The sequence below is a fragment of the Actinomyces viscosus genome, assembly GCF_900637975.1.
Classification (GTDB): Bacteria; Actinomycetota; Actinomycetes; order Actinomycetales; family Actinomycetaceae; genus Actinomyces; species Actinomyces viscosus.
Window position 1 is genome coordinate 2,177,187 of sequence record NZ_LR134477.1, and the last position, 12,569, is coordinate 2,189,755.

Here is a 12,569-nt window from a genome sequence, read left to right on the forward strand (position 1 = left end):
GAGCGCCGGCCGGATCGGAGCCGGGGACAGCCCGGACAGGGCCGCGCAGAACTCGGCGCGCCGCGAGTCTGCGAACTGCGCCCGCTCGCGAGAGGATCGGGGCGATGCCCTTCTACCACCGCCCGCCCGCCGACCGCGGCCCGCTGCGCCCCCTGTCCCCCATGGCTCCCGCACAGGCGGCGGCCGCTCTCACACCTGAGGACCTGGCCGAGGCCGCCGGTGTCGGCTACGCCGTCGTCGACCTGGAGACCACGGGCCTGTCCCCTACGACGGACTCGATCCTGGAGATCGCGCTCGTGCTCACCGATGCCTCCGGGCGGGTCGAGCGCAGCTGGTCCACGCTCATCGACCCCGGCGCGGGCGTGGATGTCGGCCCCACTCACATTCACGGTCTTGTCGCCGAGGAGCTCATCGGGGCGCCCGGGCTCGACGACGTCGCCGACCTGCTCGTGGCCGACCTGGCCGGGCGGGCGATCGTGGCCCACAACGCCCGCTTCGACGTCGGCTTCCTCACCCAGGCGCTGGGGACGCGGGGGCTGCTCGACCGCGGCGCGCGGGTGCCGCGGGTGTGCACGATGGAGTGGGCGCGCCACTTCATGACGACGCCGTCGCGCCGGTTGACCACCTGCTGCGAGGTGGCCGGGGTGGAGATCGGCCGCCACCACAACGCGCTCGACGACGCTCTGGCCGCCGCCGGCCTCCTGCGCCACTACCTGGCGGTGGGGGCGCAGCGGGGCGAGGAGCCGGTGCCCTGGGCCCGGGCGCTCGTCGACGCCCGGCGCTTCACCGGCTGGCACTGGGACGCGGGAAGGGCGCGGGCCGGCGTCGAGCACCTGACGGCGCGCACGACCCCCGGCGCCGAGCGCCCCCGGCCCGAGTCTCAGGCCTCCTCGGCGTCCTCGCCCAGGGAGACGAGGAACCCGTCGTCGTCCACGGCGACCCCGGAGACGGCGGAGACCAGGACGGTGGCTAGCTCCTCCACCAGGTCCCGGGCCGTCTGACGCTCGCGGCGCCGGGAGCGGGAGACCACCTCGGCGTAGGCGTCGGCCTGGTCCTGGGGGATCCAGCGCAGGTCGTAGGACAGGACCGCCCCGCGGGCCCACGGCTCCCCGCGCACGGCCAGCGGCAGCCCGTCGGTGGCGCCGGCGCGCACCTCGATGCGGCCCCAGCCCTCGTGCTCGGGGTCGACCGGGGTCACGACCGCGTAGCCGTCGCGTATCTCCTCGATGACGTTGCCGGTGGCGGCGGCGACGATCTCCTGGCGCATCGTGTCCTGGCGGACCTTCTCCGAGCCGCGCCAGGCCTTCTCGAAGACCTCCGGGCCGATGCGCTCCACGAGGCTCTCCAGCTGCTCGGGATCGATGGCATCGAGCCCGACGGCGCCCCGGGGCTGGACGGCCTCCAGGGCGGTGGTCACCTCGGGGGCCACGGGCCGCAGGACGGCCGCCAGGTCCTCCGGGCCGAGCCACACCGGGGCGTAGACGGTCAGGGAGGCGGAGACCTCGGGGCTGGGCTCGACCAGGACCGGTTCCTCCGTGTCCCCACCGGGAATGAGTCGCAGGGCCCCGGCCAGGCGCCGGGCGATGGCGCGCAGGCGGGTCAGGGCCACCAGCTCGGCTCCGGTGGGCTGGGCGTGAGGGAAGGCGTCGGACAGCGGGTCCAGGCCGGCGAGCTCGGCCGGCAGGGCGCCGGCGCGCACTCGGGGGCAGTCCAGGATCATCAGCTGCGTGGTCCACTCCGGCGCCCCGAGGAGGTTACGCATCTCGGCGTCAACCTGCCAGGGGCCCAGCAGGGAGACCCCGGGGAAGAGCTGCAGGCTGGAGACCCCCACCCAGCCCGCCTGGATGTCCTGGGACAGGGCCAGGGCCTCGACCTCGTCGGGGGCGACATCGTCGGCCAGGAGCAGGACGTGGTTGGTGTCCAGCAGGCCGACCGGCAGCATGGAGGAGGCCGTGAAGGTACCGGTGTCGGTGGGTAGGGAGACGGCGAAGTCGGTCGAGTCGCTCATGCGTGCTTCTCCTGGGGGACGGAACCGGCGCCGTCGGCGGGGGCCGCCGGGGCGTCGGGGATACGGGTGCGGTGGAAGGACTGGTGGGAGCGCGAGGCCGTCGGTCCGCGCTGCCCCTGGTAGCGCGAGCCGGTGGCTCCCGATCCGTAGGGGGCCTGGGCGGGGCTGGACAGGCGGAAGAAGCACAGCTGCCCCACCTTCATACCCGGCCAGAGCTTGATGGGCATGGTGGCCGTGTTGGACAGCTCCAGGGTGACGTGCCCGGTGAAGCCGGGATCGATGAACCCGGCGGTGGAGTGGGTCAGCAGGCCCAGGCGGCCCAGGCTCGACTTGCCCTCCAGGCGGGCGGCGACGTCGTGGGGCAGGGTGATGCGCTCGTAGGTGGCCCCCAGGACGAACTCGCCGGGGTGCAGGACGAAGGGCTCGTCGGCGCCGACGTCGACCAGGTGGGTGAGGCCCTCCTGGTCCGCGGCCGGGTCAATGACCGGGTAGCGGTGGTTGTCGAAGAGACGGAACCAGCGGTCCAGGCGCACGTCGATGGAGGCCGGCTGAATCATCTCAGGGTCGCAGGGGTCGAGGACGACCCGTCCGGCGTCGAGCTCGGTGCGGATATCGCGGTCGGAGAGCAGCACGGGCCCGATTGTGCCAGGTTGCCGAGGAGTGCAGGAACCACGTCTCCCGACGGCGCCAGTGACTTCCCCCGCGGACTTCCCCCGCACGGGTCCGGACGAGCCCCGGACGGACCAGGCCCGTCCTGCTCGCCCCTCAGCTGCTCAGCGGCAGACCGTCGGCATCAACGCCCCACGGCGGCTCGCCCGGCCGGGCCGTCAGGATGAGGATCCCCTCGACGAAGGCCCAGATCCATATTGGAAGGGCCAGGATTCCACAGCTGAGGAGCGAGCCCAGGAGCTGGATGAGGCCTTTGCCCGTGTAACCGAGGTAGAAGTTGTGGATCCCGAGGGTGCCGATGAGCAGCGCCAGGACACCGGCGGCCACCTTGGACTTGCCCGGGGCGGGACCGTAGCCCGGATAGGGGCCGTATCCGGGCGGCGGAGCATAGCCGGGACCGTAACCGGGCTGGGGCCCGTAGCCCGCCCGTGGGTCGTATCCAGGTTGCGCTCCGTAACCGGGCTGACCGGCGTTGGGCGGGTACTCAGCCCCCGGGTGCTCCCCCGCAGAGGATCCTGGGGGAAGCGCCGGTGCATCCGGCTGGAGGCCCGAGGCGGGATCGAAGGGATCTGTCGGATAGGTCATGTACTCACCGCATGCGTCGAGGTGTCCGGAGGAACATCTGCGATTCTAACGGCAGAGGCCATCGCCGGCAGGGCCTGTCCACGGTGAGGACGGCAGTGCGCCGGCGCTCCGCCGGCACCCCGCCGACACGTTAGGCGAACCTCCTGAGATCGATTTGCGCAGACGGCCGGAGTCTGGGTTAGACTTCCGCACGCACCTGGGACGCAGGTCCACCGGTGCCACGCGGGTGTAGTTCAATGGTAGAACTTCAGCTTCCCAAGCTGACAGCGCGGGTTCGATTCCCGTCACCCGCTCCAGCCCGAGGGCCCGGACCATCACGGTCCGGGCCCTCGTTGTCGTCTGTCGTCGGTCGCCCGCCACGTCAGGACAGGAGAGCCTCCAGGTTCACCTGGGCGCCGGCCAGGATGGCGGCGGGGTCGCCCGCGGCCAGCCCCGGCAGCTCGTTGTCGAGGTTGGCGATGACGTCGGAGACACCAGGGGCGGAGGGCACGGCCTGGGAGTACTCGACGCCGGCCAGGAAGGCGGCCTGGTCGGCGTGCTTGCCCTTCCAGGTCTCACCGGCGGAGCGGCCGGCGGGCACTGTCCCCGCAGCGCCGGCCAGGGCCACCTGCCGCTCGGCGCCGGTGAGGTACTCGACGAGCCGGATGGCGTCGGCCTTGTGCTTGGAGGCCTCGACCACTGCGTAGAAGGAGGGGAACTGCAGGGTCCCCTTGCCGCCACTGCCGGCCGGCAGCTCAACGACCGCGTAGGAGACGCCCGAGTAGACATCCGCCAGGGTCTTCACCAGGGCGTCCGTCTCCACCGCCATGGCGGCCTGCCCCTGACCGAAGGCATCCGCCGCCGACCCGGCGGGCAGGTCGGCGCCCCAACCGGCCGAGCCGGAGGACAGGAGGTTCTTGACCTCGGTCAGTCCCGCGACCGACCCCTCGGAGGAGGCCGTCGCCTGGGTGCCGTCGGCGCTGGTCAGCCCCCCGCCGCCCTGGACCATGAAGGCGCCGACGCGCGAGTAGGAGGCGTCCAGGGTCAGTCCGACGACGCCGTCGGAGGTGAGGGAGGCGGCCACCTGCTCGAGCTGCTCCCAGGTGGTCGGGTAGACCGACTCGCCCAGGCCCGCCGCCGACCACAGCGAGGTGTTGATGAACAGGGCGAGCGTGGAGACGTCCCTGGGCGCAGCGCTGATCCTCCCCTGCCTGGTGGCGCTCGTCACCAGGGCGGGGTGGGCGTCCTTCACGGCGGTCGAGCCCTGGTCCCAGGCGTGCAGGGAGCCGGCGTAGCTGGACAGCTGCGCCGGGTTGAGGACGACGACGTCAACGGTCGGGTCGGCGGTGATCCCGCGGGCCAGCTCCTGGGAGATGTCGGAGACGGTCTTGACGTCCACCTCCACCTTGGTCTCCTTGGTGAAGGCCTCCACCGCCTTGGACAGCTCCTCCGAGGCGGTCTCACCCGCGTCGGAGACGATGAGCGCCATCTTGCCCGCCTCGGTGGCCTCGTCCTGGGAATTCGACGAACAGGCGGCGAGCGTGGCCGAGACGGCCAGTCCCAGGGTGGTCAGGCCGAGGGTCCGACGGGTCAGCATCATGTGTTCTCCTTGAGGGAATCCCGGGGTGCCCGGGAGCGGGATGGTCCCCGGCCGCCGGCGGCGCGCAGGAAGGCGCGGCGATCGACGTCGGGTGGGGACGGCGGACGGGCCCGCGGGGCTCGGCGTCGCCAGGAGGAAGATTAGGCCATCTTGGAGCGCAGGTCGGCCCGGGCCGGCAGGAGGTCATGCGTCCGGCACCGGGCCCCGCCTCACAGAAGATCGCGCAGGGCCAGCACGACGACGCCGGTGGCCAGTGCGTCCACGAGGAACCAGGTCGCCAGCCACACCCCGGCGGGAAGGCCGGTCAGCTGGGCCAGCGTGCGATGGTCCTGCTGCGGATCACGCGAGACGGCGACGTCGCGCAAGGAGTCCCAGGCCCCGACGATGAGGGCCAGCCCGATCCCGGCCACGACGCCGTCGCGCCACGATCCTCCCCACCACCACAGCGAGCCGGTCAGGACCGCCACCAGCAGGACGAGGAGGACCGTGCGCACTGAGCGGGACATGACCAGCAGGACCGCCAGGATGGCCAGCCCGAGCAGCAGGACCGCGCTCGCCCAGCCGTGGAGCGCCAGAAGCACGACGACGGCGCCCAGGACCGCGGGCGCCGGGTAGCCGGCCCAGGAGGTGGCCACCCGGCCGGGGCCGGCGGGCTTGCCGGAGGTGACGGCGTGCCCGGACAGGTCCCGGCTGACGACGAAGCCGAGGAAGCGCCGCCCCACCATGAGGCCGACGGCGGCGTGCCCGGCCTCGTGGACGATCGTCACCAGGGTGCGGCCCCAGCGGCGAGCCGGGCCCCATGCCAGCACGATGAAGAGGATCGCCAGCGCCGGCCACAGCACGCCGGGATCCAGACCGACGACGTTCGAGGCGCGCGCCAGCAGGTCGTTCCAGGTATCAGTCCAGCTCAGGTTCACGGGCGGAAGTCTGCCAGGCGCACCTGTGCGCACGGCAGCCCACGGCGCACGCTGTCAGCCGACCGCGCTGTGACGAAGCGAACCGGGTCGGCCGACCCCCTCCACCGGCTCGGTGGCGTGGGGGCGGGCAATGGTCGGGACGGCGTGAGCCGGCTGGCGGGCCCCTACCGCCCGCAGCACGAAGGCGTCCAGGGAGTCCAGGTAGGCCCGGCGCCGCTCCGGGTCCGTGGGGGTCGGGCGCCCGCCCATAACGGTGGCGTGGATGAGGGGAATGACCTGCTCGGGCTCCTGGGCGGGGATGAGGCCCTGGTCCATGGCGTCGGTGAGGATCGAGGAGAGCATCTGGGCCAGGAGCGCGCCGTGGGCCCGCAGGCGACCGGCGGTGCCGCGGGAGACGGAGTTGGCCAGCGGCCCCGACGTCGGGAAGTGGAAGTGGCGGGCGATGAGGGCCTGCTGGCGCACGTAGATGCGCAGGCGGTCGATCGGGTCCTCCGTCCCGGCCAGCGCCCGGGAGAGCTCCTCGGCGTAGCGGCCGGCCTCGTGCTCCATGAAGGCCAGGAGGAGGTCCTCCTTGTCCGCGAAGTGGTTGTAGACGGCCGTGCGCCCCACACCCGCGTGGTTGGCGACGTCGGACAGGGTGATCTTGTCGAAGCTGCGCTGGCTCATGAGCTCGGAGAGCGCTTGGAACAGGGCCGTGCGCGTGCGCTCTCGATGCTCGGCCAGTGAGGAACCCAGGATCTTCGGCATGAGGTCACCCTAACCTACGAGATGACGGGGGCGATAGAAGTGTCAGGAAACCGGTGGACCTGGGTTTCTAATACGTCGTTGCTAACTCCCTCGCATGCGGCGGAGCCGAGCTACTATCTGGACAGTTGGCTCACTGTGGCCTCCGGCGGTCACAGTGTATTCGCAACAGCACATTGTCGATGGTGAGTGGACCACCGCTGCGAGGAAGGGGCGGGATCGATGGCGGATCTGCAGACCTGTGAGGCGACGACGGCGAAGATCAGGTCGGAGGTGGACAACTGCGTCAGCGAGGTCAACGCCTCGGGTGGGGACTCCGACGTTCGTTCCTCGACGACCGGCCTGACCGGTGCGGGACTGTCGGGCAAGGCCTCAACGGCGGCCGACGCGGTCTCCAAGGCGCGCACGACCTTCGTCAACCGGCTGACTAATCACTCCAACGGCATCTACAACGCCACCAACCAGCTCAATGCCGCAGACGGCGCCGCGGCCTGCACCCCCAAGAGCGGGCACAGCTGACCAGCACCACGCACCACCAGCCCCGCTTGACACAACTCTCTCTTTAGCGACCGACCATCCTTCACACGTCTGGAGAAGCTCTTGGTTACCTTTAACGACCTGCTGTCCTGGGACGGCACCGAGCTCTACGAGGCCGGCGACGCCCTGGTGGCCGCCTCACACAAGTACGAGCAGGTCAACGCCGACCTCAAAAAGGAGGGCCTGGGCGATGGCCTGTCCGGCCAGACCGCCGAGGCCGAGGCCAAGGCACGGCGGATCCTGGCCGACGACGCCGAGGACCTGTGGACCGGACTGAGCAGTGCCGGCAACGACCTCAAGGACGCATCAGGCACCGTCACGGAGATCAAAAACGCCGCCTACAACCTTCAGTGGAGCATACAACGCGACAACCTAACCATTGTCGGAGAGGCAGTGACAACATCACCCACCTACCAAGGACCTTACCCTCAAAACGAAGTCAACTCATACCAGGCCGAGCTCGACAATCTTATTGACCAAGGGAACGACACCGTCACCTTCATTGCTTCCGTGTTTGATAAGATCGCATCCTTGGATGACACCGCCAACGGTCCGAGCCCTGAGGTAGTCAACCACGGCGAGAGGCCCCCGAACCCGAAGTGGACACCCAGCCAGGTGAATGACTGGTGGACCTCGCTGACCGACGCGCAGCGGCAGAATATCATTGAGAAGCACCCCTCCTGGATCGGAAATCTCGACGGAATCCCCTCAAACGACCGACACGAGGCGAACATGGTGTGGCTCCCCATTATGGAGCACGAGATCGACCAGAAAGTTGCTGACTTTGAACCCAAGAAAACAGTAACGTGGCACTCCACCGCCGGTGGGTCTGGTTACTACACAGAGACACCTAACCCAGAGTACGAAGCGCTACTGAAGAGACAGCACGACATTCACGCACTATCAGCCATGTTCTTCGACGACAAGGGGGAGCGCAAGGACGCGAAGGGGCGAACGATCATGGTGCTGGACAATAGTGGTGACCACTTCCGAGCCGCAGTCGCCTCCGGAGATGTGGACAACGCCGATCACGTCGTCGTCCACACCCCCGGCATGACAACCACCGTGGAGAATGGGATCGCAAAGAATGGGCAGCAGGGTGGCTCCGTTGACGGAACCGAGACCATCATGAAAGAAAGCGGCCTGGAACAATCCACCGCCGGCAATGAAGACCAGGAAACCGTGGCGGGAGTGACCTGGCTAGGATACGACGCCCCCGGCTGGCAAGAGACCCTAAGCATGTCCGAGGGAACCGTACTCAACGACAACGAAGCCAAGAAAGCCGCTCCCGAACTGGCCGACTTCTACGAGGGCCTTCAAGCCACCCACCATGGAGACCCCCACATGGTTGCGTACGGACACTCGTACGGCTCGAACGTCACAGGAAATGCACTGGAACTGTCAGACGCACCAGACGACGTGGCGGTCGCCGGATCACCAGGCCCAGGCTCCGTCGACGCCTCTGAACTAGGAATGCTGCCCAACCACATGTATGCGGCCCAGGCTCCAGGCGATCCCGTCGCCTCTCAGTCCTGGTGGCTTCCAGGATTCGGAGAGGACCCCATCTCCTCCCCAGACTCAGACTACACAGAACTGGACACAAGCATGCACCGCGAAGCCGGACTGGGCCCATCCGGCGGCCACTCCATGTACACCAAGCCAGAGACAACATCCGCCCACAACCTAGGCGAGATCCTGCGAGGAGACAAGCCCATGGCCGGCATTAAACAAAGTTTCCTTCTGGGGTTGTGTTGTCGGGTGGTTTTGGGGGTATCGATATAGAATGTGTGTGTGGTTGTTGATGTGACTGCGGAGGAGCGGGATGTTCTTCTGGCGTGGAAGAAACGCGGTGACTCGTTCGTCCTGGTGCGTTTAAAGGCTGAGGCCATTTTGTATGCCTCTCGTGGTGTCGGCACGGGTGTTATCGCTGAGATGGTCGGCCGCAGCCGCAGGACGGTGAGCAACTGGCTGCGCCGCTGGCGGTGCTCCAGGTTGCACTCGGTTGTCACTGGGCACGCCGGCAACGAGAACGCCGCCAAGCTCACCCGCGCCCACAAGGAGCAGCTCAAGCGGATCCTGAGTAGGCCACCGGCCCAGAGCGGGATCAGGGCGGACTTCTGGGACGTACCGGCCCTGCGTGACGTGGTGCGGATCAAGTTCGGCGTGGAGTACGCCTCAGACTCCTCCTACCAGCTGCTCCTGCGCTTCGTGGGGATGAGCTTCAAGCTGCCCGACCCCTTCGACAAGCGCCGCGACGAGGCCGCCGTCACCGAGCGAATGGACCAGGTCCGTCAGGAGGTCGCCGACCTGCTGGCCCGGGGCTGGGAGGTCTACACCGTCGACGAGGTGCGCGTCGAGCACGAGGCCGTCACCCGGCGTATGTGGCTGCCCACCGGCCGTCGGACCAAGATCTATGTCGACCGAGAACGCTCGGCCCAGTCTTTCTTCGGCGCCCTGAGCCTGACCAGCAAGCAGGTGCGCGTCTACCCCATCGAGGGCAACCAGAACGCCGAGCAGGTCACCCTGGCCCTGGCCCGTCTGGTACGCGAGACGGCAAACGACAAGATCGCTGTTGTTCTTGACAACGCCGGCTTCCACCACGCCAAGGCGGTCACTGACCTGTATGAGCCCGGCCAGGCCCTGGAGCGCGTCAGGCCGATCTACCTACCTCCTTACGCGCCCGACCACAACCCAATAGAGCACGTCTGGAACACCGCCAAGAAGAACATCTCAAACATACAACGAGACAACCCCGAGGAAACCTACACCGCATTCACCAGCTACATCACCAGCCGCACCTTCGACTACGACTTCGAGCACCTACCCATCACACCAACCCAAGAAAAGCTTGATTAAAGACCGCCACAGTTACGTCGTTCCGAAAAAGTTCTAGCACCCACCTCACCCTGACCCCTCAGGGACAACCAAGTTCATTGAGCACCACAATGTGGCAGCCTTGCACGCAACACACCTGCACCGTATTCACGATTCGAACCGGCGTCGAACATGAGAAACGAAACTGACAACAGTTCCGACAAACAGTCCCCTCCCCCTCAAGACAAAACAACTGACAATGACCGACAACACGATGAGGCTTCCGACGATGCTCCCCCGGAGTCAGCACCCGCAGACCCTGCGGACCCTGCAGTCTCTGTAGACCCTGTAGAGCAGGCCCCGCCCACGCAGGGCTCCTCCCACGGGCCGGGGTGTTTCAAGATCGGCTGCGTGAGCATGGTCGTCCTCCTGGTACTCCTCGGCGCATTCCTCTACTGGGTGGCAGCCGGCCTGGACCCGCGCCTGGGCCCCGGCAACGCCGGCGCCCAGGACGTCGCCAAGGCCGCCGTCAAGCACCTCTCCAGCAACTCACACATCCAGTCAGCACGGACCACGTACGCAGGAGCCGACTCCGGCACCGGCTCAGTCGCCGAGGTCGAGGCCCACATCAAGACCGACACCACCGTGGACAACCTCGCCGACATACTGCCCTCAACCTGCCGCACCGCCCAGAAACACAGCATATGGGGCGCCATCACCGTCGGAATCACCTTCACCGGCAACCTTCAGGGCACCGACATCAACACCTACTTCAGCTGCCGCGACTCAGACGGATCAGGCGGCTCAGACACCACCCTGAGCGACAAGGTCCGTCGCGACCTGGCCCTCGCAGGCCAGGCCAGCACGATCACACGCGAAGGCGAGAACTCAGCACTGCAGGCCGACTACGGGCAGGTCACCACCACCCCCACCACCCTCACACAACCAGGCACCCCCAACTCCTCCAGGACCTTCACCCTCAACGGCTGGAAAGTCACCTCCACCAGCAACAAAGAGGGACAGTTCCCCAACACCGTCGCCTTCGAACAGGTCATCGCCGCCGCCAGCCAGGCCAGCACCACCGGCACCATCGACCTCGACAACGACACCCTGTCAGTCACCGGCCTGGTCACCGACGACACCAAGAGCCTGACCCCCGAGACCGCTGCCCCCGTCGTCCACGCCGTCGCAGACTGCCACGCCGCAAACCTGACCACACTCCAGCTCAACGACAAAGTACAACGAGGCCTCTCCAGCGACAACGACCGCTGGCTGTCCTTCACCTGCAACAACGGCACCTGGACTCCCAAGCACGAGAGCAGCAGAGGTCAGGACGAGGCCGCCATTCTCCAAAAAGCCACCGAGCTCTAGACGACCACCAACCGGGCAGCACCTGCGCCGTCACGACGATCAGCCACCCCAAGACGACAGGTCAAGCAGCCAGAAAGGGAGCAGCCAGTGCCCGACGAACGCACCGAACCCGACCAGGACCATCATTCCGTACCCTCGGATCAGGGCAACTCAGCATCAGCAGGTGAGGCCGGTGACGGCAGCCGTTGGAAGGCCGAGCTTGGAGACGATCACACTACCGATACCTGCCCCCGCAGCGAGTCCAGCCATGAGCAGGAGGGCGGCAACCAGGAGAGTCTTGCTGACGAGCCGAAATTTCAATCCAGCACGATCTCCGATGCTCAGGCATCACCTACTGAGGAGCCCTCAAAGTTGCCCCGTAAGTCACCAGACCGTCTCTTCAGAGGGTGCCTGGTGGTGATTATTGCGGTGATCGTGGGAATGGTGGGTATCTGGATGGCGTTCGTCCGGATCGATGCGAGTCTGCACCCTCAAGCCGGACCGGCAGATCGTGCTCACGCCCGCAGGATCGCCCAGGCCGCGGCCGACCACCTCAGCCACAGCCCACTCGTCACCTCAACACCCTCCGCGTCATCCGAGGCCTCCACTCCGTCGGATATCTCAGCTCGCGTGACTATCAGCCTCAAAGACGGCACCACCGCCCAGCAGGCCGCTGACCTGCTGGCCTCCACCCACGAGGCAGCCCTCCACACCAGGGGCGGCGTCCAGAAGATCACGCTCACCGTGTCCATGTCATGGACCCTGGAAGACACCAGCATCGCAGCCGACTTCGACGCCAGCCGCGCCACCACCGACATCGTCTCCAGCACCACACGCGCCCTGACCCCAGTCGGCGAGGCCAAGACCATCAGGCGAGGAGGATCCTCCGCTCTGGAGATCGACTACGGAGAAGTCGGAGCTCCTCCGACCTCACTGACCAGCCCCTCCGGTTCACGCACACGGAAGCTCTTCACCATGGCCGACTGGCAGGTGACATCCACCAGCAACGAGGACGGGCAGTTCGCCGCCCCACCCATCGAGCAGGTCATCACTGCGAGCAGTCAGACCAGCGCCACCGGCTCGATCGAGCTCGAGGCAACCCCAGGCTCCATGTCGGTTACCGGCGTGGCCACAGACGATGGCGGCCTGACTGCCGACGCCGCAGCGCCCGTCGTGCACGCCGTCGCCGACTGCCACGCCGCAGGACTGTCCGAGCTCAACCTCAACACAACAGCCAGCTACGACGACCCCTGGCGAACTCTCGTATGCAAGGGCGGAACCTGGGCCCCCAAGGACGACGGCAGAATAGGACAGCAGGAAGCCGACATCCTCCAGAAAGCCGCCCAACTGTAAGAACTCACTTCCC

11 protein-coding genes, 1 tRNA gene and 1 pseudogene are annotated in these 12,569 nt (G+C 67.5%); 7 read left to right on the forward strand and 6 right to left on the reverse strand.

Annotated features, from left to right (window positions below; genetic code table 11):
* Positions 1 to 104: 104 nt before the first annotated feature.
* Positions 105 to 905, forward strand: a pseudogene (locus tag EL340_RS15820) (3'-5' exonuclease); the annotation flags it as partial.
* Here the strand turns inward: EL340_RS15820 and EL340_RS15825 are convergent.
* The 3 genes from EL340_RS15825 to EL340_RS15465 all read right to left on the reverse strand — a co-directional run bounded on the left by EL340_RS15825 (position 881) and on the right by EL340_RS15465 (position 3,262).
* Complete coding sequence (locus EL340_RS15825; RefSeq protein WP_126414356.1) at positions 881 to 2,008, reverse strand: hypothetical protein; 1,128 nt, start codon at positions 2,006 to 2,008, stop codon at positions 881 to 883. The pseudogene EL340_RS15820 and the gene EL340_RS15825 sit on opposite strands and share 25 nt — an antisense overlap.
* Positions 2,005 to 2,640 carry a dCTP deaminase gene (gene dcd / locus EL340_RS09310; RefSeq protein ID WP_126414357.1) on the reverse strand — a complete coding sequence of 212 codons (636 nt, stop codon included), beginning with the start codon at positions 2,638 to 2,640 and terminating at the stop codon, positions 2,005 to 2,007. Before dcd ends, EL340_RS15825 begins: the two co-directional genes overlap by 4 nt.
* 133 nt (positions 2,641 to 2,773) lie before the next feature.
* Positions 2,774 to 3,262: a TM2 domain-containing protein gene (locus tag EL340_RS15465; protein WP_232022976.1), complete on the reverse strand. Its 489-nt coding sequence runs from the start codon at positions 3,260 to 3,262 to the stop codon at positions 2,774 to 2,776.
* 222 nt (positions 3,263 to 3,484) lie between these two features.
* Here EL340_RS15465 and EL340_RS09320 point away from each other — a divergent pair.
* Positions 3,485 to 3,558, forward strand: a tRNA-Gly gene (locus EL340_RS09320).
* Between the two features lie 65 nt (positions 3,559 to 3,623).
* Here EL340_RS09320 and EL340_RS09325 read toward each other — a convergent pair.
* The 3 genes from EL340_RS09325 to EL340_RS09335 all read right to left on the reverse strand — a co-directional run bounded on the left by EL340_RS09325 (position 3,624) and on the right by EL340_RS09335 (position 6,505).
* A complete protein-coding gene (locus EL340_RS09325) occupies positions 3,624 to 4,841 on the reverse strand; it encodes a sugar ABC transporter substrate-binding protein (RefSeq protein ID WP_126414358.1) in 1,218 nt (405 codons plus the stop codon).
* 209 nt (positions 4,842 to 5,050) lie between these two features.
* Positions 5,051 to 5,758 carry a M50 family metallopeptidase gene (locus EL340_RS09330; RefSeq protein WP_126414359.1) on the reverse strand — a complete coding sequence of 236 codons (708 nt, stop codon included), beginning with the start codon at positions 5,756 to 5,758 and terminating at the stop codon, positions 5,051 to 5,053.
* 54 nt (positions 5,759 to 5,812) lie between these two features.
* Entirely contained in the window at positions 5,813 to 6,505 is a 693-nt protein-coding gene (locus EL340_RS09335; protein WP_126414360.1) for a TetR/AcrR family transcriptional regulator, read from the reverse strand.
* A 219-nt stretch (positions 6,506 to 6,724) separates the two neighbouring features.
* Between EL340_RS09335 and EL340_RS09340 the strand changes: the two genes are divergently transcribed.
* From EL340_RS09340 to EL340_RS09360, 5 genes are all read left to right on the forward strand, one after another.
* On the forward strand, positions 6,725 to 7,021 hold the full coding sequence (locus EL340_RS09340; RefSeq protein WP_126414361.1) for an MFS transporter: 297 nt from the start codon (positions 6,725 to 6,727) through the stop codon (positions 7,019 to 7,021).
* A gap of 81 nt (positions 7,022 to 7,102) precedes the next feature.
* Positions 7,103 to 8,821, forward strand: coding sequence for an alpha/beta hydrolase (locus EL340_RS09345; RefSeq protein ID WP_126414362.1), 1,719 nt, complete (start codon positions 7,103 to 7,105; stop codon positions 8,819 to 8,821).
* Positions 8,822 to 8,830: 9 nt separating this feature from the next.
* Positions 8,831 to 9,895: an IS630 family transposase gene (locus tag EL340_RS09350; protein WP_126413152.1), complete on the forward strand. Its 1,065-nt coding sequence runs from the start codon at positions 8,831 to 8,833 to the stop codon at positions 9,893 to 9,895.
* Positions 9,896 to 10,270: 375 nt separating this feature from the next.
* Complete coding sequence (locus EL340_RS09355; RefSeq protein WP_126415417.1) at positions 10,271 to 11,224, forward strand: hypothetical protein; 954 nt, start codon at positions 10,271 to 10,273, stop codon at positions 11,222 to 11,224.
* Positions 11,225 to 11,833: 609 nt separating this feature from the next.
* Positions 11,834 to 12,556, forward strand: a complete 723-nt coding sequence (locus EL340_RS09360) for a hypothetical protein (RefSeq protein ID WP_126414363.1) — start codon at positions 11,834 to 11,836, stop codon at positions 12,554 to 12,556.
* Positions 12,557 to 12,569 lie beyond the last annotated feature (13 nt).